At 45.1% G+C, this 21825-nt stretch carries 20 protein-coding genes and 1 pseudogene; 15 read left to right on the forward strand and 6 right to left on the reverse strand.

Features of this window, described 5'->3' with window-relative positions:
• The first annotated feature begins 22 nt into the window (after nt 1–22).
• The 3 genes from HI950_RS03720 (at nt 23) to HI950_RS03730 (ending at nt 2741) form a co-directional block, all read left to right on the forward strand.
• Nucleotides 23–700, forward strand: coding sequence for a DUF4166 domain-containing protein (locus HI950_RS03720; protein WP_169082200.1), 678 nt, complete (start codon nt 23–25; stop codon nt 698–700).
• A 132-nt stretch (nt 701–832) separates the two neighbouring features.
• Entirely contained in the window at nt 833–1708 is an 876-nt protein-coding gene (locus HI950_RS03725) for a radical SAM/SPASM domain-containing protein (protein ID WP_169081533.1), read from the forward strand.
• A gap of 190 nt (nt 1709–1898) precedes the next feature.
• Nucleotides 1899–2741, forward strand: coding sequence for an undecaprenyl-diphosphate phosphatase (locus HI950_RS03730; RefSeq protein ID WP_169081532.1), 843 nt, complete (start codon nt 1899–1901; stop codon nt 2739–2741).
• Nucleotides 2742–2807: 66 nt separating this feature from the next.
• On the opposite strand, the gene HI950_RS03735 is transcribed toward HI950_RS03730, so the two are convergent.
• Nucleotides 2808–4019 (reverse strand): voltage-gated chloride channel family protein, encoded by a 1212-nt coding sequence (locus HI950_RS03735; protein WP_169081531.1) that lies wholly within the window; start codon nt 4017–4019, stop codon nt 2808–2810.
• 128 nt (nt 4020–4147) lie between these two features.
• Nucleotides 4148–4471: a DUF5658 family protein gene (locus HI950_RS03740; protein ID WP_169081530.1), complete on the reverse strand. Its 324-nt coding sequence runs from the start codon at nt 4469–4471 to the stop codon at nt 4148–4150.
• Between the two features lie 285 nt (nt 4472–4756).
• Here HI950_RS03740 and HI950_RS03745 point away from each other — a divergent pair, with 285 nt between their 5' ends.
• From HI950_RS03745 to HI950_RS03765, 6 genes and pseudogenes are all read left to right on the forward strand, one after another.
• A complete protein-coding gene (locus HI950_RS03745; RefSeq protein WP_169081529.1) occupies nt 4757–6700 on the forward strand; it encodes an ATP-dependent DNA helicase in 1944 nt (647 codons plus the stop codon).
• 138 nt (nt 6701–6838) lie between these two features.
• Nucleotides 6839–6964, forward strand: a complete 126-nt coding sequence (locus HI950_RS36345; RefSeq protein ID WP_262985658.1) for a hypothetical protein — start codon at nt 6839–6841, stop codon at nt 6962–6964.
• 14 nt (nt 6965–6978) lie between these two features.
• A pseudogene (locus tag HI950_RS03750) lies at nt 6979–8421 on the forward strand (spore germination protein); the annotation flags it as partial.
• A 25-nt stretch (nt 8422–8446) separates the two neighbouring features.
• Nucleotides 8447–9541 carry a spore germination protein gene (locus tag HI950_RS03755; protein WP_169081527.1) on the forward strand — a complete coding sequence of 365 codons (1095 nt, stop codon included), beginning with the start codon at nt 8447–8449 and terminating at the stop codon, nt 9539–9541.
• A complete protein-coding gene (locus HI950_RS03760; protein ID WP_169082199.1) occupies nt 9541–10755 on the forward strand; it encodes a Ger(x)C family spore germination protein in 1215 nt (404 codons plus the stop codon). Before HI950_RS03755 ends, HI950_RS03760 begins: the two co-directional genes overlap by 1 nt.
• Before the next feature lie 160 nt (nt 10756–10915).
• Entirely contained in the window at nt 10916–11851 is a 936-nt protein-coding gene (locus HI950_RS03765; RefSeq protein WP_169081526.1) for a tyrosine-type recombinase/integrase, read from the forward strand.
• A gap of 158 nt (nt 11852–12009) precedes the next feature.
• On the opposite strand, the gene HI950_RS03770 is transcribed toward HI950_RS03765, so the two are convergent.
• The 3 genes from HI950_RS03770 to HI950_RS03780 all read right to left on the reverse strand — a co-directional run bounded on the left by HI950_RS03770 (nt 12010) and on the right by HI950_RS03780 (nt 14600).
• A complete protein-coding gene (locus tag HI950_RS03770) occupies nt 12010–12621 on the reverse strand; it encodes a hypothetical protein (protein ID WP_187768020.1) in 612 nt (203 codons plus the stop codon).
• A 9-nt stretch (nt 12622–12630) separates the two neighbouring features.
• Nucleotides 12631–13470: a sugar phosphate isomerase/epimerase family protein gene (locus HI950_RS03775; protein WP_169081524.1), complete on the reverse strand. Its 840-nt coding sequence runs from the start codon at nt 13468–13470 to the stop codon at nt 12631–12633.
• 233 nt (nt 13471–13703) lie between these two features.
• The gene (locus HI950_RS03780; protein WP_169081523.1) at nt 13704–14600 is read right to left on the reverse strand and encodes a chitosanase; all 897 of its coding nucleotides are present in this window, start codon (nt 14598–14600) and stop codon (nt 13704–13706) included.
• A 399-nt stretch (nt 14601–14999) separates the two neighbouring features.
• Between HI950_RS03780 and HI950_RS03785 the strand changes: the two genes are divergently transcribed.
• Nucleotides 15000–15428, forward strand: coding sequence for a GNAT family N-acetyltransferase (locus HI950_RS03785; RefSeq protein WP_169081522.1), 429 nt, complete (start codon nt 15000–15002; stop codon nt 15426–15428).
• Between the two features lie 42 nt (nt 15429–15470).
• Here the strand turns inward: HI950_RS03785 and HI950_RS03790 are convergent, their stop codons facing one another.
• Nucleotides 15471–16271, reverse strand: a complete 801-nt coding sequence (locus tag HI950_RS03790; RefSeq protein WP_169081521.1) for an AraC family transcriptional regulator — start codon at nt 16269–16271, stop codon at nt 15471–15473.
• Nucleotides 16272–16457: 186 nt separating this feature from the next.
• On the opposite strand from HI950_RS03790, the gene HI950_RS03795 reads away from it, so the two are divergent.
• The 5 genes from HI950_RS03795 (at nt 16458) to HI950_RS03815 (ending at nt 21730) form a co-directional block, all read left to right on the forward strand.
• Nucleotides 16458–17462, forward strand: a complete 1005-nt coding sequence (locus HI950_RS03795) for an aldo/keto reductase (RefSeq protein ID WP_169081520.1) — start codon at nt 16458–16460, stop codon at nt 17460–17462.
• A 180-nt stretch (nt 17463–17642) separates the two neighbouring features.
• Nucleotides 17643–18719 carry a D-alanine--D-alanine ligase family protein gene (locus HI950_RS03800; RefSeq protein ID WP_169081519.1) on the forward strand — a complete coding sequence of 359 codons (1077 nt, stop codon included), beginning with the start codon at nt 17643–17645 and terminating at the stop codon, nt 18717–18719.
• A 5-nt stretch (nt 18720–18724) separates the two neighbouring features.
• Nucleotides 18725–19897 carry an alanine racemase gene (gene alr, locus HI950_RS03805; protein WP_169081518.1) on the forward strand — a complete coding sequence of 391 codons (1173 nt, stop codon included), beginning with the start codon at nt 18725–18727 and terminating at the stop codon, nt 19895–19897.
• On the forward strand, nt 19849–20685 hold the full coding sequence (locus HI950_RS03810; protein WP_169081517.1) for a D-alanyl-D-alanine carboxypeptidase family protein: 837 nt from the start codon (nt 19849–19851) through the stop codon (nt 20683–20685). The genes alr and HI950_RS03810 overlap by 49 nt, the downstream gene beginning before the upstream one ends.
• Nucleotides 20678–21730: an acyltransferase family protein gene (locus tag HI950_RS03815; protein WP_169081516.1), complete on the forward strand. Its 1053-nt coding sequence runs from the start codon at nt 20678–20680 to the stop codon at nt 21728–21730. Before HI950_RS03810 ends, HI950_RS03815 begins: the two co-directional genes overlap by 8 nt.
• The last annotated feature ends 95 nt before the right edge of the window (nt 21731–21825 follow it).

The following is a 21825-nucleotide window of genomic DNA, read 5'->3' on the forward strand; positions in this document are numbered from 1 at the left end:
AGGCAGCAAGGGGGAATTTATGATGCGTTCGATTTATGAGAAAGTGCTTGGCGACGACTTTCAAAAGCTTCATCCTCGCATTCAGCAGCGTTTTGGATTTTGCAGTCACGACAAAGCCGCGTCCATTGGTCATGGCGTGATGCAGCGGATTTGGTACAACAAGCTCGTAGCATTTCCGCTATTTATTGGAACGTTTCGTCATATTATGTTTCCGCAGGGCGGCAGGAACATTCCATTTTCAATCGAAAACTTTGCTTATGTAGATCGATTCGGGCGCGAGACGGTTACCTGGATTCGTAAATTTAAATTTCCGCGCATGGTTAGACATTTTGATGCTACGATGGTGTATAGCAGCGAACGAGAGATAATCGTAGATTATTTGGGCAATAAGCAGCATCTGGCGGTCGACTTGGACATTTCCGCAGCGGCAAACGGCGGCATTCGAATACGCTCTGGCGAGCAGCGCTTCTACGAAGGTAGGCTGAATTTTCGGTTCCCTAATCGATTTACCGGCTGCGCCGAGGTTAATGAATGGTATGATGACGATGAAGGCTGCTTCAAAATTACGGTTGATGTCCGAAATCCGATGATTGGTCAAATTTTCAGCTACGAGGGCACCTTTCAAGCAGCCTTTATTGCGTCTGAACCTGAAGCGATACCTGTTGGCATTCAGCCTTTGCGCGAAGAGAGCCGGGAATAAGCCGCTGCTGCCGTTTATTCCTTTTGTCACTTGCTTGCTTGGCGTTGTATAATAGCGATAGAATTGATGAAGATGAATTTTAGGCTCATATAACGTAATCAGCTGAGTCAACGGGAATGGAGTACATGACGTATGAAAAGATTTAAAAAGTTTTATATAGAAACAACAAGCATTTGCAACTTATCATGCAGCTTTTGTCCTCCTACGCTAAGGGCGAAGGGGTTTATTAAAGTAGAGGATTTCAAAAAAACGCTCGATCAAATTAAACCGCATACGGACTATATTTACTTTCATGTAAAGGGCGAGCCGATGCTGCACCCGAAAATGGATGAGCTGCTTGATATCAGCCATGAGAAGGGCTTTAAAGTGAATATTACGTCCAATGGAACACTTATTACGAAAAACAAAGAAAAGCTTCTGAATAAACCGGCTCTGCGCCAAATCAATTTCTCGCTTCACAGCTTTGACGGACATGCGGGATCAACCAATAAGGAAGGGTATCTTGCGGAAATTTTGTCATTCGTGAAGGAAGCGGTAGCGAGCTCCAACATCATTATCTCGTTCCGATTATGGAATTTGGATATGGATAATGAAACGAATCAGCAGAAGAACAAAAACCGTGAGCTGCTAGGCATGATTGAGAAGGCGTTCGATCTTGATTATAAAATTGAAGAGAAGTTTATTCCGGGCTCAGGCGTAAAAATTGCGGAGCGCATTTACTTAAACCAGGACCCGGAGTTCAAATGGCCGGACTTGAAGGAGCCTGAATATAACGGCAAAGGGTTCTGCCATGCTTTGCGCAATCAAGCTGGTGTGCTCATTGACGGTACGGTCATCCCTTGCTGCTTGGATGGGGAGGGCATTATCAATCTTGGCAACATCCACGATACCCATTTCTCGGAAATTATTGAGAATGAACGGGCAACGAAGCTCTATGATGGCTTCTCCAGAAGAGAAGCAGTCGAGGAGCTTTGCCGCAAATGCGGGTACCGCCAGCGTTTTGGCTGATCAGTCATCGACAGTCGTCGTTTAGCTCAATTTTGAGCTAACGGCGACTTTTTTTTATCCCAATGGCGACACGATGGAATCTTATATGACAGCCCGATTTGTTGGAAGAGGGCATTTTATGTTATGATTTGAAAGGTTATGTTCTTTATCGTTTTTCTATCATACATAGAGTAAGGAGATTCAAGCACACATGGACTTTTTGACCATCTTAAAAGCGATTATTCTGGGAATTGTGGAAGGCTTGACGGAGTTTGCACCTGTATCATCAACAGGACATATGGTCATAGTAGACGATATGTGGCTTCAATCGGAGCAGTATTTGACGAAATACGTAGCGAATACGTTCAAAATCGTCATCCAGCTAGGATCGATTCTAGCAGTTGTCATTATTTTCCGAAACCGATTCATCGATTTGCTCGGCTTAGGCCGCAGCAGCAAAGAAGCAGGTCAGTCAACGTCTGTGCCGCAAAAAAAGCTGAAGCTTACGCATGTCCTCGTTGGCCTCATTCCAGCGGGTGTGTTCGGCCTCCTATTCGATGACTACATCGATGAGTATTTATTCTCGATTCGGACAGTGCTGGTTGGCCTCGTTATCGGTGCCGTATTCATGATTATTGCGGATCGCTTAAGACCAGCGAAGCCAAAGGTGGAAACCGTCGACCAAATTTCGTACAAGCAAGCTCTTTCGGTCGGTCTGATTCAATGCTTATCGCTCTGGCCGGGCTTTTCGCGCTCGGGATCAACGATTTCAGGCGGGGTGCTGCTGGGCATGAGTCACCGTGCCGCGGCAGATTTTACGTTTATTATGGCCGTTCCGATCATGGCGGGCGCAAGCTTGCTGTCCTTGGCGAAAAACTGGCAATACTTCACGGTAGAGTCGCTGCCATTCTTCATTGCAGGCTTCCTCAGCGCATTTGTGTTCGCGCTTATATCCATTCGTTTCTTCTTAAAGCTTATTAATAGAATAAAGCTGGTGCCCTTCGCGATTTATCGGATCGTGCTCGCGGCTGTTATCTATATTGTATATTTCTAAACGAAAAAGGAATGGCCTGCGATCCCTTCAGGGGAGCAGGCCATTTTTTGTGTAGTGAGAGGGATCTTACCTCTGTTTCTGAGCTTCATATATACCGACCCGTCCAGAGCAGAGAAATGCGATTACGCAGCCGATGAACATATAAATAGCACCTTCGGCGCCAAATCGTTCAATTCCCATAATAAAGCAAGCGATCGGCGTTTTGGCTGCGCCGCTAAATACGGAGACAAAACCTATTGCAGCTAGTAACGGGACGGGTACTGCAAGCAAGCCGGCGAGCGCACTGCCCAGCGTAGAGCCGATGACGAAGAGAGGCGTCACTTCGCCGCCTTGGAAGCCTGTCCCAAGCGTAATGGCTGTAAATAGGGTCTTAAGAAGGAAAACAAAAGGCGACACCGATTCTTGAAAGGCTTGTTGAATGAGCGGGATACCAAGCCCTAAATAATCTCGAGTCCCTAAAGCATATACAAGTGCGATAACAAGGAAACCGCCGATTGCACTTTTTAAGACTGGATTGCTGAACCTTCTTGTTAATACTAGCTTGAGGTTTCGAGTAAGCTGAGTGAATAACAGGGCCGCCAAACCAAATAATACGGATGCCGCTACTATTTTGATGAGCAGCAGCCAATCCATCGGCGGTACAGCACCTATGGAAAAATGGAGATGCTTAATTCCCCATGCCGTCGTGATCAAATGGCCGACGTAGCTGGCAATAAAGCAGGGAAGCAGCGCTTCATAGCTAATAAGCCCGATCGTGAGCACCTCTAGCCCAAATACGGTACCTGCGAGCGGCGTTCCAAAAACTGCTCCAAAGCCGCTGCTGATTCCGCACATTAGAATGATTTTACGGTCAAGCTTATTCAGCTTTAATCGCTTGCCTACCCATTCGGACAAGCTTCCGCCCATCTGGACAGCTGTACCTTCCCTACCGGCTGAACCGCCAAGCAGATGGGTCGTAAGCGTACCGAATAAGACTAACGGGGCCATTCTTAACGGAATGGCGCCTTCTCCGGAGTGAATTTGTTCAATAATTAAATTATTGCCTTTTCCCGATTGTTTGCCGTGCTTAAGATAGATATAGCTGACTAAGGCGCCGCCTGCTGGAAGCAGCCACAGCAGCCAAGGATGATTGAGCCGCGTCTTTGTCACCCAGTCGAGACTAGCTAGAAAGAAAGCGGCGGCAGAGCCAGACAGGACACCAACCGTGCCTGCGATCAGGAGCCATTTTAACATAAATTTGAAAAGGGTGAGGGGTGCAATTGTTCTTGCTTCAAGCATGATGAACTCCTTTAATGTCCCAATGGAAATGAGGGCCGCTGCTAAAAACCTATACAAGCTATTATACAGCAGCCTTAATAGAGGTAAAGAAAATCCTTTCCAAGGAGAGGACACATCATTCGAGCATTCTATGCGACATAAGAAATCCAGATTAGATGATAGAGATTGACGATGAAGTAAAGCAAAATGGTAACGAGTATAAATGGGTTAATCCAAATCCGATTTTTAATGCGATAGTAAATAAGAATAAGGATGACCGGAAGCGATAGCTTCATCCCGTAATAGCCGACTAAATTCCATTCATAGAGACGCGATACGAGCGGATTAAGCTCCTCAATTAATTGCAGCCGCAATCCGATATCTGTAAATGCAGCATCGGCAAAGCATAGAAATAGAAGCCCGAAGAGCAGTGATTTTAAATCCCAATCTTTGATAGCGGCGATGGCTGCCATGCCTCCGTTCTGAACAAACTCGCGATTGATCGCATTTTAGATGCATATGACTCATATGGATTAACATTCCATGCGTATTCCGATTAGAAGGAACGATGAGTCCGGTGATAGACCAGCTTCGTACGCTGGAATGAAATGAATATGAGCTTAGATTCAGTATACCCTTTGACTAAACACATGCTCTAGTGCTATATTTGAGTGTGCGATTAGTACAGGAGATTTCACATTTGGCTGCGTGCATGCACGCAGCTGTTTGTGCCTACTATAGATGGAGGCAAGCAACCCGTGAATAAGTATCCGTTTGAATTTGACCCGAAACACCCTTTTATCCAGCAAGCAAGCGATTGGATTGCCGATGTTTTTTATGAGAAGCTGCCGGAGGCTGGCTTTGAAATTAGAGATGAACAAATTTATATGGCCTTTCAATTAGAACGCGCATATGCCGATAAGCAAACGATCTTTGCAGAAGCAGGAGTCGGAACAGGCAAGACGTTCGTTTATCTACTATATGCCATCAGCTATGCGCGTTATACGAGAAAGCCAGCCATTATTGCCTGTGCGGATGAATCGTTAATCGAGCAGCTCGTCAAGCCCGAAGGGGACATTGCGAAGCTTGCGCGCTACTTGGATCTGACTATTGACGCTAGACTCGGAAAGTCAGCGGATCAATATATATGCTTGAATAAGCTGGAGGATGCGAGAGCCGGACAGGATGACGCGGAGCTGTTCGATAGCATCTATCGCGGCCTTCCAAGCTTCGTACACAAGCCGGATTCGATGCAGAGCTTCCAGCCATACGGAAATCGCAAGGACTATCCAAACCTCAGCGATGAGCAGTGGAACGAGCTGGGCTGGGATGTATTCCAAGACTGCTTAGTGTGCGACGTCAGGCATCGCTGCGGACAAACGCTGTCGCGCGACCATTACCGCAAAGCGGCAGATGTCATCATTTGCTCGCATGATTTCTATATGGAGCATGTATGGACGTATGAGGCTAGAAAGCGCGAGGGTCAGCTACCATTGCTGCCAGATCACAGCTCCGTCGTATTCGACGAGGGACATTTGCTGGAAACGGCTGCACAGCAAGCATTAACCTATAAGCTCAATCATGCCGTTTTTGAAGGAATCGTCACGCGGCTGCTGCAAGAGGAGATTCGCGAATCGCTGGCTGTTGCCGTTGAGGATGCGATTACCCAAAGCGAGCATTTGTTCAAAATGATGGACAAGCACAGCCTGAAGGTGCCTGCCTCAAACCGCAAGGAGATCGTTTGGAGCCAAGAGCTCATCCGTGAAATCAATCGTTTGCAGGATACGCTTTCGGTTATTGAAGAAGAGCTCGTGTTTGAGAGCGGCTTGTATACGATCGATACGTACCAGCTGAAAATTGTTGAAGAGCATTTGGAAATGATTCAATTTGCGCTTTCCTTATTCAAAAAAGAGGACAAGCCAATTAGCTGGGTCTCGCAGGATAAGGAAGGCACGTCGCTTGTCATCATGCCAAAATGGGTGAAGGAAGTGCTGAAGGAGCAAGTATTCTCCCGCAAAATGCCTATCGTATTTTCGTCAGCGACACTATCGGTCAATGGTTCGTTTAATTATATGATGGATATTTTGGGAATGGAGAGCGCCTTATCCTTCTCGGTTCCTTCTCCGTATGATTATGAGCAGCAAATGACGGTGTCGATACCTGAAACTACACATTTAATGGGGGTAAAGGATAAAGTGGAGGAAGCCTATCGACTGCTGAAGCAGTCAGGCGGAAGGACGCTTATTTTATTCCCATCCATGGAGCAATTGGAGCAGTTCAAGACAGAAGCGAACAATCATGCTGATGCCGCATCATATTCTTTCTTGTATGAGGGCACAAGCGAGATCAGTTACTTGATTGAGCAGTTTCAAAATGAGGAAGAAAGCATATTATGCGCGGTAACTTTATGGGAGGGCTTGGATATACCGGGGCCATCTCTCTCGCAGGTTATCGTGTGGGAGCTTCCGTTTCCTCCAAACGATCCGTTATTTGCAGCAAGACGTAATGATGCGGATTCGCCATTTGAGCAGGTAGATATGCCATATATGCTGCTGCGTCTCAGACAGGGAATCGGACGATTGATCCGAAAGAGAGAGGATAGCGGCAACATCGTTATTTTCGGCGAAAAAATGAATGATAGCTATGTTCGAGGACAGGTCGAAAGTGTTCTGCCAAAAGGTGTCGCGCTTACTTATAAGTGAAAATAGCACGTGTAAGGAGAAGGGGAAATCCCTTCTCCTTTTTTTTATTTAAAGAATATTCATTCGATCACAGTTTATATGCTTCACATTACGGCAAAAATATTGATTATTCGACAAAAAACAAGGGAGTGATTAGCATTGGCTATGATCAATCAATTGAACATTCCTGAGTGGCCGGTATATGTTCAGGCAGCCGTTACGCTAGTCATTCCAGTTATCATTTTTTACATTTTTAAAAAGCTTCGGCCAACAGAGGATGAGTGATGGGGATGCATGAAGATATAAGCATAAATCTAAACGAAATCCGCAAACAATTGGTTTATCATTCGGATGTCACGATCCGGGAGTTTTCAATTGGCCAGGCTGGCATTCCAGCTGCCATCATATTTGTAAACTGTTTGACGGATAGGGAATTAATTGATCAGCACATTTTAAGAGCATTAATGTCCTTACGGAACCATGAGGTAACCATTACAAAATCGTTTTTAATCAACCAAGTATTATCCGTTAGTCAAATTGCAGAAGTAGATACGGTGGAAGGTCTTATTCCGAAAGTGTTAACAGGATTTACTGCACTTCTCATCGATGGAATGTCAGAAGCGATTTTGATTGCAACACTTAACAGCAAATCACGAAGCATTGAAGAGCCGATCTCAGAGGCTCTTGTAAGAGGTCCGAGGGCAGGCTTCAATGAGAGCTTATCAGATAATACAGCATTACTCCGAAGACATGGCGAGAACGACAGCATGGCTTTTATGAGCATACAGGTCGGTTCGCGTGCTAAAAAAGAGCTGATTATCGCATACATCAAAGATGTTGCTGCTCCCGAATTAGTTGAAGAGGTGCGCCGTAGAATCAATAAAATCGATATCGACAATTTGCCTGAATCGGGGTATGTCGAGCAGCTTATTGAGGACGATTATTTGAGCCCTTTTCCACAAGTGCAAAGCACAGAAAGGCCAGATCGGGTAATCGGTGCGTTAATGGAAGGCAGAGTAGCCATATTGCTCGACGGTACGCCTTTTGCCTTGATCGCTCCGGTTACCTTTAGCATGCTGCTGCAATCGCCAGAGGATTATTATGAGCGCTGGATGGTAGGCTCATTACTTCGAATATTGCGGTTTTTTGCAGCTTTAGTGGCATTGTTGGCTCCTGCTTTGTACATTTCATTCATTTCATTCCATCCAGGCTTAATTCCGACCAAGTTAGCCATTTCTATCGTTGGCGCCAGAGTGGGCGTACCTTTTTCTTCACTGGTTGAGGCCTTAATTATGGAGACTGCCATTGAAATTTTAAGGGAAGCGGGTCTTAGGCTGCCGAAGCCAATTGGTCCTGCAATGGGTATCGTTGGCGGTTTGATTATTGGCGAGGCGGCCGTGCAAGCCGGTATCGTCAGTCCAATCCTTGTTATTGTTGTTGCTGTAACAGCGATTTCATCCTTCGCGATTCCACAATATAACGCTGGTATTGCGCTGAGGATGCTTCGTTTCTTAGCGATGTTCTGTGCAGCTGCCTTTGGCATGTATGGCGTTGTGTTGTTTTTCTTGCTGCTATGCGCGCATATCGTCAAACTAAAAAGCTTTGGCGTGCCTTATGCTTCCCCGGCAGTTCCATATCGCGTAAGTGACTGGAAGGATTTTATTATTCGGATGCCTACCTTCATGATGAAGAAAAGACCTGAAATGATGGACACCAAAAATGGTATGCGACAAAAGAAATGAATATTGTTCTGGAAGAGGGCTTCCTATGAAAATTAGCTCCAAGGATCGAATAACGACCATCCAAACGGCTGTTATTATTACGAACTTAATGCTAGGCTCAGGAATTCTTACCTTGCCCAGGGCATCCGCGGCAGCGGTGGGGACACCTGATGTATGGATATCCGTTCTTATTGGTGGCGCAATCGCAATTGCGGCAGGCATACTCATGGCCGTATTATCGAAATCGCATGCAGGACGAACGATATTTCAATATAACCAGGTGCTTCTTGGAAAATGGATTGGCGGCCTCATCGGAATATTGTTCGTCATTTATTTTTTTATGACGGCTGCGTATCAGGTTCGCGCGTTATCTGAAGTCACGATGTTATTTTTGCTTGAGGGCACTCCATCATGGGCTATTGTTATGGTATTTATGTGGGTGAGCCTTTATTTGATGACAAGTGGAATTAATCCAATCGCGAGGCTGTTCGAGCTGATTTTACCCATTACGATCGTGATCTATCTGCTGGTTATGTTAATGTCATTAAGAATATTTGAATTAGATAATCTAAGGCCCGTATTAGCTGAAGGCATTATGCCGGTCTTGGCGGGAGTGAAATCAACAGCACTTTCTTTCCTTGGCGTGGAGATCATTTTGGTTTTAACGGCCTTTATGAGCAATCCTAATAAATCAGTAAAGGCTGTTGCATACGGAACAGCCGTCCCGTTGGCCGTATATTTGCTTACAGTGGTCATGGTAGTAGGCGGCTTGTCCATCGAAGGTGTAGTAACAAGGACATGGCCGACTTTGGATCTTGTTCGCAGCTTTGAGCTTTCGGGCCTTATATTTGAAAGATTCGAATCGTTATTGCTGGTCGTGTGGATCATGCAAATCTATTCAACTTTTACCATTACCTACTATGCCGCAGGGCTAGGGCTGTCGCAAATATTAAAGATCAAAATAAATAAATGTCTTTTTGCGCTCCTGCCAATCGTGTTTCTCATTTCAACACTGCCTAAAAATATAAATGTCCTATTTTCTTTTGGTGATTTGCTTGGCAAATCGGCCTTTTATTTGTATATTCCGATTCCGCTATTGCTATTGCTGCTGACTAAATGGAAGGAGAGGAGCAAATCTTGATGGGTAGCTTCCCTATTCGTCTTAGACGGTCGTTTCTAGCTAGCCTTTGCCTGATTGCGATGCTCCTTCAGACAGGCTGTTGGAGCAAGGATGAAATCGAGGACCTGAGCATCTCCGTCGGGATGGCGCTTGATGTTGCCGATGAAACGCCAATTGAACAAAAAATGTCCAAGCTTGGATCGAACTATCGAAAAAAAGATTTCATTACGTATACGCTGCAAATCGTTGATAAACAATCGGAAGCAAAAAGCGGAGATACCAAAAGCGATGCAACAGTCAAACCATACGTGAACATATCCGAAACTGGCGATTCACTATTTGAAATGATCAGGGAATTTGCCGTTCGTTTGGAGCGTCCAGTCATCGGTCAACATTTGAAGGTGATCGTAATTAATGATAAATTGTCACGGCGTTACAGCATGAACAATCTTCTTAGCTTCATGCTAAGGGATAATGATATACGGCCGAATTGCCTCGTTGTCATGAGCAGCGGAACTTCAAGGAGTGTTTTAGAAGCAAAAGGAAATTCGATTATTCCGTCCTTTCGACTCATCGGCATGGTCGATAATCGTTATCGTACTTTAAAAATATTGCCTCCGATGTCGCTCAGCCGACTTGAAGGGAAAATGAATTCTAAATCTAGTTACTTGCTGCAAAATGTCATAGCGTCTGACGGAGAAGTGAAGTTCTCGGGAGCAGCAGTCATAAAAGGCAAAACACAAAAGTTCAAAGGCCGATTATCGGAAGAGGAATTATTAGGGGTCACATGGTTAACAGGCAAAGGAAAGGGTGGACCGGTAAAGAGCTATGATCCCAAAACGAAGCAGATGATCACATATGAATTAAAATCGATGAAGAGTAAAATTGTATCCCATATTAAGAATGGCGAAATTAGCTTTCACGTTAATATGGAATCCGAAGGTCGACTAATTGAGGAATGGTTAGTTGCGAATGAACCGATCGATAATGAATTTCAGAAAAGGGCGGAACAAACTGCAGAAAAGGAAGTACGGCGACTTGTAAAATTAGGTTTACACAAGATCCAAAAGGAATACAAAACAGATGTCGTCGGATTTGGAACTCGGTTAAGAATACAGCATCCTAAAGAATGGAAAAAAGTAAAGGATGACTGGGACAATGAATTTAGTCGCATTCCAATTACCTATAGCGTTAAGCTGACCATTACGGATACAGGAGCAAAACAGGGGCATTAGGTGATTGTTTAACGGGAAAAGGGCGCTCATTTAACAGTAAAAAACTGCGTGAAATACATATTTCACGCAGTTTGCATTTATATCGACTTTTCAGCTATCATAATAGAGTAGTAATCACTTAAATAGCGTTCATAGAATCGTTTTTTATGGGGGATTTGCTTTGCGAAAGAAACAACATGAGGTAACGGATAGCTATGGAATCGAAATCGAGCTTTTTTCCATTTGGATGAAAAATAAAGGGATGACAAGATCGACGCATCAAGCTTACATAAGCGATGTAAGTGATTTTCTCCAGACTGTATACCCGACAGAAACAAAGCAAATTACAAAAATGGACATTATGCGATATATGGCCGTGTGCCGGGAGAAGGGGGCAGGAGATGAGGCGCGTAATCGGAAGCTGTCTTCACTCCGTTCTTTTTTTAAGGCGATGAATGAGATGGAGCATTTAGAGGGGAATCCGGCTTCGCTTATTGCAAAGTCTAAGCAGGAGAAAAATCGCATCCCTGTTTATTTGGAGGAAAATGAACTAGAGGCGCTTCTCCATACGATTAAGGGCAAATATTACATACGAAATGTAGCTATCGTACTTTTAATGGCGTATGCTGGCCTCCGCGTGGGGGAGGTGCATCGGATGAATGTACAGGATTATCGGCAGGACGGATCGATTCATATTTTGGGAAAAGGGCGTAAATGGCGAGTCATTCCTCTTCCGGACGCGCTGCAAAGCACCCTGAATGATGCGCTGGAGGATCGGAAGGAATCGAGGCAGGGCAAAGAGCAGCCGTTTTTTGTCTCGCAATTCGGCCGTAGGCTTTCTATCCGAATGATTCAGACTGTAGCAGACGATACGATTAAGCAGCTTAAGGAAACGATGCCTGCGCTTGCGGATAAACGCCTTTCCAGCCATAAGCTTCGCCACTCGTTCGCGACGATGCAAATACGCAGCGGGACGGATATTCGGACATTGCAGGAGCTGCTTGGACATGCAAGCATCGAAACGACGCAAATTTATACGCATATCGATAATAAGCAGCTCCGACATGCGATGAATAACATTTCTAGTAAAATTCCTTTAAATCTCCATAAAAGTTAACGTAATTATAATTATGTTAACTAATTGTACGACGATGGATTCGACGGGTAAGATACAGCAGTCATTCATAACGTTTTACAGTTGCAGCCTTATTCTAAGAGGACTGTACTAAAAAGCAGATGGCAGATACTTCATGTATCTGCCATCTGCTTTTTATTTTAGTGAGCGACTGCGAGAACTAGCTTGCGTCGTTCCTCCCGTTCTTCGGGAAGCATACGCGGGCAAGTATAGCATTTCTCACCATCGATACGGCAATCATACATGCAGCAGGAAGAGCGGAGAATCAGCTTTCCGTCCGGCGGTGACCATGGATTATCAATATAACGCGGTTTATGAACGAATGGGTTCCGTTTCCGGTTAAATACTTCTGCTGGCAGGCTGATGAGAACGTCAAGATCCTGTTGGAAGCTTGCTAGAAGCGCATCATCCTTAATATTTTCGAACACGTAGTCCCGTACAGCATGGATTTGGCCGCCAACCTGATTCCATATCATCGCCGATTTTACATCTGCGCTTAAGGCAACCGCTTCAACAATGGCATTAATCTCATCGGTAAAAAAGGAACTGAAGGCTTGCTCGAGAAATGTTTTGCGCTCGTGCTCATCGAGGGGAACGTCCGTCCAGCGCAGCTCATTAATCTTGAAGCCAAGATGAGCATGATCGTCGTGGTGTTCCAGCTGATAAGTCAAATTATGTAGCGAAAAATCCAAATAACGGTTGTACTGCGCAGCGAAAATAAGATTCGTAATACAAAGATTGAAGAAGGACATGCCAAGGTACTAGCGCACAGTCAATATATTTGGCTCGACAATAGCTTTAATGCGATCAAGCCCTTCCCACATGTCACCAGGCCCATCATAAATGAGGACATAGGCCCCATCGTAGCCTACTTCTTGAACCTTATTCAGATAGGAAATAAGCTCCTCTTTATCTGGAAAACCTGCTGCATCAAAGGTTGGCTTGGCATGAACGGATAAGCTCAGCGGCGCTGTCGCTCCGATTTCTTCAATTTTTCCCTCACCGTGATAGTTGCCGAAGTCAGTAATGAACCCTACTTGCGGACCAGCTTGTGCAAGCAGCTTGAGGCTGCTGTCGGCTGTCGAGGTGAGTGCTTTGAAATTTTCTGTGATGACGTGAACGCCTTTGGTGGCGCCATATTGCGCCAACTCTGCCAAGGCAGAAGCGGATGCTTGTATCGCATCAGCATCGGTGGGCGATGCTTCGCCGGCAATGACGCGAATTTGCTTGGCGCCGGAGAGGGAAGCAATGTCGATCCATTGTCGAATGAAAGAAATATCAGCTAATTTTCTCGCTTTATCGATCGTTGTTAAATCGCCATAGTCAAGAAGGAGCGTATCGAATTGAATGCCGGCTGCGTTAAAGGAGCTTCGCAGCTGTTCCAGATAGTCAGGTTCTGTCGACGGGAAATGGAAATGACAAACCTCGATCGCTTGATAGCCTCTTGAAGCTGCTTCCGCGGGTAATTCAAGCAAAGTTAATATCTGCGGCTGTTCGTGTAATTGGGTTTGATGGGAGCTCGATTCGGCATCCCATACCGTCCACCGGAGTGGCCCTAGTATGCGATGCAAACTCCATGTACTAATGGATAAATATGACATGATTCATCCCGCCTTTTTAAATATTAATCTAACCTTTAAATAGCATAGCACTTTGCAGGCTGAAAAAAATGATCCGCTTGTGGCATATAACTCCTCTTGTTGGTCATTATTGAGCTAAATGGGAATGACCAAACAATAATGGAGGGAGTGATAAGCAAAAAACCTGACGAGATCTACCTGCGCCAGGCTTTGAACTACGAAATGTTTAAAGGTGAAGACTATACTTTATTTGGTTATCGCATAATCCAGCTTGTTGCTTTAACAATTGCAGCATCGGCGTTTTTCAGTGAAGAGTAGCCTTGATTCAATAGATCGTTAAATTGCTTGACGCGATTCGTTCCGTTTGGCGGTTGATTGTAGTGGTTAGTGTTGACGATCAAAGAACGTTTTGCATGGAAGTTATTCATGAACGTTTTTTCATCTTTGCTAGTGCCTGAACGTGAAAGTAGGCCTTGCAGCGTGTTCGAGCCACCTGTAGCGCCGTGATTCAGAGCAGCGTCAACAAAAGATCCGATTGTCAAAGCGGACTTAAAACCGCGCTGATGTGCCTGCTGCACACTGTATTTGATGTACACATTGTAGAAAGTGCGCCATATAGCGTCTCTCCATTTTGAGTTGTTTTGCAGTCCATTAATTTTTTTGCAGAAGGAAGATGAGCTTTCCGTAATCGTCAAAATCCGGCCATTCATTGTTCCTTTTGCTCCAATCCGGGCTAAGCCCCCAGTTATTGAAGGGTTGCTTGCTCCGCTAACCGCATCAAATTCCTTGAAGAGTGCCGGGCCGTCAGGGTATGTGTCATTTGAACCGCCTGTTGTAGCTCCGAAAATACCAATCGTGTAACCACGGTTATCGTTGATATTCTCACAATAGCCATAATGCTTAGTCCAATTGAGAGAGTCTTGTTCCGATTTATTTATCAGTTTCATGATATTGTCCCACTGCTCGCCGTCAAGACCTGTGTTGGCTTTAAGAAAGCTGAGTGTGGAAGGGGAGAAGTTAGCATCATGGCTAGGTCCAGCCGAAGCCTTCGATAGAAGGGAAGCGGATGTTAGTGAAAGAATAACTGCAAAACAAAGAAAAGTAATCAGTATTAGCTTTCCTTTTTTTGGTCCTTGCGTTGTCGTTTCCATGTACATTAATTCCTCCTAAAATAGGGTGGTTGTTGCGATTGCCCGTCCGGCAGGTTACCGGATTCTGTTACTGGCCATGAGATTTGATTATCTATTTTCAAATAATCGGCTGATCACCTCCTCAAAAGTTTAAGCGCTTAAACTTAAAGATAAAAAAATAGGCTACAGCGCAACAGAATATATGCGTACAAGCATTATCCGATTCTCTCTACTACACTTTCTGTAAATAAATGTAACAGATGAGCAGCTTTTATGTCTACCTAAATATTAATAAGTTTGGCAAATTTTTTGAATGAACAAGGACTACTTTTGCTTATTAGATAAATAGCATTATAATAAACAATATAGACTGCCTTATCGCAGGGAGCAAAAGATTTCTTCATGGAAGGAAAGAGAGAAATGGAAACGAAGCGTGTTACGACAGAAGAGCAATTAGAAGAGGCGTTCCGTATTCGAAAAGCGGTCTTCGTGAAGGAGCAGGGAGTAGCGGAGGAAGTCGAGCTGGATGAATTTGATGATATCGCCAATCATGTACTCGTTTATTACGAGAATGAACCGGTCGGGACCGGCAGAGTTCGGATCGTGGATGATATGGCGAAGCTCGAGAGGATATGTGTGCTGTCCACGCACCGCAAGCATCGTTTAGGGAAAGCGATCATGAAGGAGCTAGAGGCCATTGCCCGTGAAAAGGGTGTGGCGAAAGCCAAGCTGCACGGTCAGGTGCAGGCTGCGCCGTTTTATGAGAAGCAAGGATATGAAATAGCGTCCACCGTATTTATGGAAGAGAACATTCCACATGTTAAGATGATTAAAGATTTACCACATTAAATACTTACGAAAAGCCTGCGGCGAGCAGGCTTTTTCTTATTTCTAGACGATTTTTTTTCGGTAATGCGAGGGTGAAATCCCCTTTACTTTTTTGAACATTTTCGAGAATAGCAGAGGATCGGTATAGCCAACCGAGTGGGAGATATCTGAAATCGACAATTGCTGGTTGTTCATCAAATCGCAGGCTTTATCCATTCGGTAATGCAATAAATACATTTGCGGTGAAAGCTGAAGAGATTCTTTGAATAAAGCGGATAAATAAATCCGATCTATGCCGATCAGGTTTGCTAACTCCGAGATGCTTACTTTCGTATAATAGTTCATTTTCATATAATCGACTGCTTTGCGAACATATACTTCCTTTGCTTTCGGCAAATAGCCGATTTGCTGGGGAGCGTTCAGCATGTCGATCCATTCAGATAGGAGACGGAAGAGGAGACTGTGAACGATTAACCCGCTATTTCTCTCAATTTCTTGTGCAGCTGTAAACCGATCCAGCCACGGATCAAACCAAGCAGCGGGCGCATAGTGAAAATGCGGATTCGACTTGCTTAGCTGTACCTGGGAAAGCAGTTGATCGACGCTGCTGCCTTGAAAGGCGATCCAGGAATATACCCAAGGCTCTTGCTCATCAGCCTTCATCTGGCAAATGATGTTTGGGAACACCATGAAGCCTTGGCCTTTTTTGAGCGTATAAGTGCTGCCGTTGATTTGATAAGTGCCTTTGCCTTCATGGATAAATAGTATTTTATAATGGTCTTTAACTCCAGGGCCCCACGTATAGCCAGGCTCGCAATACTGCTTGCCATGATAATAATAAATGAGGTCATAGCTCTCGCACATGGAATCTTCACTCCTATTTTAAATAAAAGGTTATATTACATTATGCCATATAATACTTGCTTGTGGACATTCCAATACTTGATAGTGTTGAGCTATACTTTGAAAGCAGTTAGATTTCACAGCATTCATTATTGCATACATCAATTGAATAATCCATTCTATCATGCTAAAGGAGAATACGAACAGATGCCTTACGTTGCTGACCAAAAAAGATATTCCGATATGTTGTATAATCGCTCAGGCAAAAGCGGCATAAAGCTGCCCGCAATCTCGCTTGGCTTATGGCAAAACTTTGGAGGCAATCAGCCGCTCGAAAATTCACGTGCGATGCTTTTAAAAGCGTTCGATCTAGGGATTACACATTTCGACCTAGCGAATAACTACGGACCGCCTGCAGGCTCTGCAGAAGAAACATTTGGAGCTGTATATAAGAAGGATTTGGCACCATACCGCGATGAGCTTCTTATCTCGACCAAAGCTGGCTATTACATGTGGGAAGGGCCATACGGCGAATGGGGCTCCCGTAAAAATCTGCTCTCCAGCTTAGATCGCAGCTTGACGCGGATGGGACTTGATTACGTCGATGTTTTTTATTCCCATCGTCCAGATCCGGAAACGCCGCTTGAAGAAACGATGGGCGCGCTTGATCATGCGGTTAGACAAGGGAAAGCGCTGTATGTCGGTTTATCCAATTACAGTACGGAGCAGACGAAAGAAGCAGTCAAAATATTGAAGCAGCTCGGAACGCCTTGCCTCATTCATCAGCCTATCTACTCGATGCTTAACCGCTGGGTAGAGGATGGATTGCAGGATGTGTTAAATGAGAATGGCGTAGGCTCAATCGCTTATTGCCCGCTCGGCCGCGGACAGCTGACCAACAAATATGCGGATAAAATCGAAGCAGAGTCCAAAGCTGCTTCCAGCACGATGAAGCCTGAGGCGATCACGGCTGAGCGCGTTCAGAAATTCCGCAGCCTCGAGGCGTTGGCAGCTAGACGAGGTCAAACGTTGTCCCAAATGGCGCTCAATTGGGTGCTTCGCGAAGGGGGAGTAACCTCAGCTCTGATCGGCGTGAGCCGTGTTAGCCAGATTGAGGAGAATGTGAAGGCGCTTGAGAGCGCACCGTTATCTGCCGAAGAGTTAACAGAAATCGATGCTATATTGAATAACCTGCAAGATATTCCATGGTAAAAACGTACCCAGGCGACTAAGCCTGGGTTTTTTGCAGGGCCAATGGTCAGCCGCTGGATAAGAAACATATAAACTATTTAAGTAATCTTAAGCTTTATTTAAACTTTAATTACTAGCCTCTTAAATATTGACGGTTATCTTTAGTTGAGAGATAACAAGTCGATTTTAGGAGGTTTTTTTGTGAAAACAAAGCTTTATGTCCTATACGGCGGCAAATCCGTCGAGCATGAGGTTTCTTTAAAAACAGCATATACCGTTATTCAATCCATAGACGATTCCAAATTCGAGGTTTTTCCCATCTATATCACGCGTGAAGGACTCTGGTGCAGTCCAGAAAGGTTGAACCGAGATCAGATTGTCATGAGCGATCTTGTCGCTCAGCCAACAACCACATCAGCAGCACAATCCATCGGGGATGTATTAGTAAGCCAATTGTCTCTGCCCGGCAAAAAAGTTGTACTGCCGCTGCTGCATGGCTCAAACGGAGAAGACGGCACGGTGCAAGGGCTGCTCGAATTGCTTGATGTGCCGTATGTGGGGAACGGCGTACTGTCATCAGCGCTCACCTTGGACAAAGCCGTATCGAAGCAGCTTTTAGTCCAAGCGGGCATCAATCAAGTAGATTACCTCGTATATCGCCACGATCAATGGCTGGAGAATCACTCTGACATGCTGCATTCGGTAGCGGAAAAACTTGGTTTTCCTTGCTATGTAAAGCCTGCATCCTTAGGCTCCAGCATTGGCATTAGCAGATGCATGGATAAGCAGCAATTGATAGCTGGCATAATGGAGGCATTACGATACGATACCAAGCTCGTTATTGAACAAGAGGTCATTGGCAGAGAAATACAGGTTGCTGTCATGGGCAATGAGAAGCCGCTTGCATCCTTGCCAGGTGAATTCATCCATAACCATCGTTTTTTTGATTTCGAATCGAAATATTTGGACAAGCGGCTGACCATGTCGATTCCGGCTCAAATTTCCGAAGAAATTACAGTACAAATTCGGCAGCTCGCCATTCAAGCTTATCAGGTGCACGGATGCTCGGGACTTGCTCGGGTCGATTTTTTCCTGGATGAGAAAGGGCAATTGTTTTTGAACGAAATTAACGCGCTGCCTGGCTTTACGAATTTCAGTATGTATCCGGTCATGTGGGAGCGGACGGATGGCACTTCTTATGCCGAGTTAGTCGAAAAACTGATCGACTATGCTTTTACTCGCCATGCAGAAAAACAAACGATTCACTATACGAGGTGATTGGCATGAATAGAGACACGTGGTCTGAGGTTAGTTTGAGCAATATACGCAATAATATGCTGAAAATTCGTCAAACGCTGCCTAAAAATGTGAAGCTGATGGCGGTCGTCAAAGCAAATGGCTACGGTCATGGCGATATCGAAGCTGCCCTCATGGCTCAGCAGGCTGGCGCAGAGCAGCTAGCCGTTGCCTATTTGGATGAAGCGCTCCGTCTAAGAGAACACGGGATTACGCTGCCTATTCTTATTTTAACCCCCATAAAACCTCGGCAGTTGAAGCTTGCCATCGAGCATGATCTCATGCTTACCGTAACGAGCGCCTCATGGTTTAGGGAAGCGAGATGCTTTAAGCCAGTCACTCCCTTGAGGAAGCTGCGCGTGCACGTAAAGCTGGACACTGGGCTTGGCAGGCTCGGCATCTATGAAAAACCCCAATGGGACGAAATGGTTCCATGGCTGAGAGCTGCTGATGTAATCGTTGAAGGTGTTTATACGCATTTTGCTACTGCTGGAAGGGAGGATACATCGTACCTGAAGCAGCAGTATATGCGATTCGTAGACATGATCGAATGGGTGAAGGAGTCAAGGCTCGCCGTTAACAGCTATCATTGTGCGGGAAGTGCTGCTGCGCTTCGGTTTCCTGAGCTTGCAATGGATATGGTGCGAATTGGCGCGGCGATGTACGGCTATTATCCGCAGAAGCTTGTTCCAACTATTAAGCTCGAACCGGCGTTAAGCTTGCACAGCACCCTCATGCAGGTAAAAAAGCTGAAAAAGGGTGAGTACTTAGGCTATGACAACTCTTATCAAGCGGACGAGGAGCAATGGGTTGGAACAGTACCAATCGGCTATGCCGACGGTTGGTCGCAAAGCATGCAGGGAACGGAGCTGCTCGTAAATGGACAACGTGCCAAAGTAATCGGAAAAATATGTATGGATCAGCTCATGATTCGATTACCGGGTCCGTGCAAGGAAGGCTCCGCTGTGACCTTAATAGGCTGTCAAGGGGCTGAGAGCATTACGTTTGCCGAGCTGGCTGCCCATATAGGCAGCGTTCCGCAAGAAATATCAACCTCGCTCACTGCGAGAGTAACTCGAATATATACCGACAAAGGGGAGGCGCGAAAACGATGGGACAAGCGATTAATCGTATCCAGCAGCAAGGGAGCCATCCTATAAATCACATTCAAGTAAGCCAAGCCGAAATCTATGAAGGGCATTTGGTGCTAATAAACGGCGATAATCCGATCAAGCGTCCTATTAAGGAAGATAAGCTGCTGCCGATCAGCTCGAATGAAGACATTAATGAGCTGCATGATGGCATGTCCATGGAAAAGACCGGTTTGCAGCAGTTGTCGGCATTGTTGGCTGCAAGCGAGGCGTTAGAGGAAGTTGTAGTCGTAAGCGCCTATCGTACGAAGGAAGAGCAGGAACACATCTATGCAACATCATTGGTCGAAAATGGCCCTGTTTATACAGCTAGCTACGTGGCGCTGCCGGATCAAAGCGAGCATCAAACGGGGCTTGCTGTTGATGTAGGCAAAATCAGCCGCGATGTCGATTTTATTGCGCCTTCTTTTCCGAGTAACGGTGCCTGCCAAACCTTTAAGCAGCTAGCTGCGGATTATGGCTTTATTCAAAGGTATAAGGAAGGGAAGGAGTCCATTACCAAAATCTCCTGTGAGCCTTGGCATTTCCGCTATGTTGGCTATCCTCACTCGAGACTGATTGAGGAGTATAGCTTTTGCCTCGAGGAGTATATCGATTTTGTCAAAGGCTATACGTATTCCGGCGACCATCTTAGATTCAAAAATGGCAGTCTGCAGGTTGAGATCTATTATGTTCCAGCGGAGGTAGGGCCGTCGACGACAGTACCGATAGTCAAATGTGATCTTTACCGCCTCTCAGGCAATAACAGAGACGGGTTTATTATTACCGCGTTCCATGGCAGCGAACACAATGGCTAAATCAAACTACGGCGGGTTGGACATTCTGAAATTCATCGTCGCTATTCTGGTGATTGCTAACCATACCGGCCCTATGCATGCATACAATGCCAACGCGGATTACCTCATAAGTGGAATTCTAACACGAATTGCTGTTCCGATCTTTTTTATGACATCCGGATTTTTTTTCTTCCGCAAATGGACAGGCGTGCATACAAACGATTCAAAAGCATGGCTTGGTTATATGAAAAAAATCGGAGTATTATATGTAATAGCCATATTGTTATATATACCGCTTAATCTATACACCGGATATTTTAAGGAAAGCTTCACTTTATACAGCTTCTTCAAGGATATCGTTTTTGACGGAACCTTTTATCATTTGTGGTATTTGCCAGCTTTAATGATAGGCATAACGATTACTTATTTTTTGTATAGGAAAATGTCTTTGACAGCGTTGCTTGCGATTGTCAGTTTATTATATGTGATTGGCCTATTCGGAGACAGCTACTATGGCCTAATAGAAGGCGTCTATGGAATCACGCAATTTTATGACGCGATGTTCTTCATTTTTGACTACACGCGCAACGGTCTGTTCTATGCGCCCATATATCTAGTTCTTGGTGCTTGGGCTGCCAAGCATCCGCTTCAAGCAAGAAAGCCGATTATTTACGCCAGCTTGTTTCTTCTTTCACTAGGATTGATGTTTGCCGAGGCCATTATGTTGAAGTCATTGGAACTTCCGCGTCATGACAGCATGTACATTTTTGCGCTGCCAGCCACTTATTTTTTATTCCAATGGGCTTTGTTATGGAAAGGCCAATCTGGCAGAGCATTTCGGGAGTGGCGGGTGTGGATTTATATTTTGCATCCTATCGCTATCGTGCTCGTTCGCGGTGCGGCTAAGGCAGCTGGAATAGAAGCGGTTTTCATAACGAACAGTCTCATTCATTTTGCTGCGGTATGCTTGTTATCGGTTGTACTGGCTGCGGTCGCTGTGAAAATATCCGACATAAAATTTAAAATCGCCCATAAACATGATAATGGGAGACGTTCATTAAGCTAGGTGTTGCGGGAGGAGAAGCCGCGTCGAAGGAGCATTACCTGCAGCAGGGAGGGATTGTTATGAGTATCGAATTGCTCATTCAACTACTCGTGCTT

This window comes from Paenibacillus sp. PL91, from assembly GCF_012935325.2.
In the GTDB taxonomy this organism is placed as follows: domain Bacteria; phylum Bacillota; class Bacilli; order Paenibacillales; family Paenibacillaceae; genus Pristimantibacillus.

Excerpts from the sequence above, each read along its gene's own strand:
- HI950_RS03770 (WP_187768020.1), bottom strand. The coding sequence starts at position 12,621 with ATGTCCTTCTTCAATCTTTGTATTACGAATCTTATTTTCGCTGCGCAG.
- HI950_RS03730 (WP_169081532.1), top strand. The coding sequence starts at position 1,899 with ATGGACTTTTTGACCATCTTAAAAGCGATTATTCTGGGAATTGTGGAA.
- HI950_RS03725 (WP_169081533.1), top strand. The coding sequence starts at position 833 with ATGAAAAGATTTAAAAAGTTTTATATAGAAACAACAAGCATTTGCAAC.
- HI950_RS03760 (WP_169082199.1), top strand. The coding sequence starts at position 9,541 with ATGGGTAGCTTCCCTATTCGTCTTAGACGGTCGTTTCTAGCTAGCCTT.
- HI950_RS03810 (WP_169081517.1), top strand. The coding sequence starts at position 19,849 with ATGGGACAAGCGATTAATCGTATCCAGCAGCAAGGGAGCCATCCTATA.
- HI950_RS03720 (WP_169082200.1), top strand. The coding sequence starts at position 23 with ATGCGTTCGATTTATGAGAAAGTGCTTGGCGACGACTTTCAAAAGCTT.
- HI950_RS03785 (WP_169081522.1), top strand. The coding sequence starts at position 15,000 with ATGGAAACGAAGCGTGTTACGACAGAAGAGCAATTAGAAGAGGCGTTC.
- HI950_RS03740 (WP_169081530.1), bottom strand. The coding sequence starts at position 4,471 with ATGGCAGCCATCGCCGCTATCAAAGATTGGGATTTAAAATCACTGCTC.
- alr (WP_169081518.1), top strand. The coding sequence starts at position 18,725 with ATGAATAGAGACACGTGGTCTGAGGTTAGTTTGAGCAATATACGCAAT.
- HI950_RS03815 (WP_169081516.1), top strand. The coding sequence starts at position 20,678 with ATGGCTAAATCAAACTACGGCGGGTTGGACATTCTGAAATTCATCGTC.
- HI950_RS03735 (WP_169081531.1), bottom strand. The coding sequence starts at position 4,019 with ATGCTTGAAGCAAGAACAATTGCACCCCTCACCCTTTTCAAATTTATG.
- HI950_RS03775 (WP_169081524.1), bottom strand. The coding sequence starts at position 13,470 with ATGTCATATTTATCCATTAGTACATGGAGTTTGCATCGCATACTAGGG.
- HI950_RS03795 (WP_169081520.1), top strand. The coding sequence starts at position 16,458 with ATGCCTTACGTTGCTGACCAAAAAAGATATTCCGATATGTTGTATAAT.
- HI950_RS03790 (WP_169081521.1), bottom strand. The coding sequence starts at position 16,271 with ATGTGCGAGAGCTATGACCTCATTTATTATTATCATGGCAAGCAGTAT.
- HI950_RS03780 (WP_169081523.1), bottom strand. The coding sequence starts at position 14,600 with ATGGAAACGACAACGCAAGGACCAAAAAAAGGAAAGCTAATACTGATT.
- HI950_RS03755 (WP_169081527.1), top strand. The coding sequence starts at position 8,447 with ATGAAAATTAGCTCCAAGGATCGAATAACGACCATCCAAACGGCTGTT.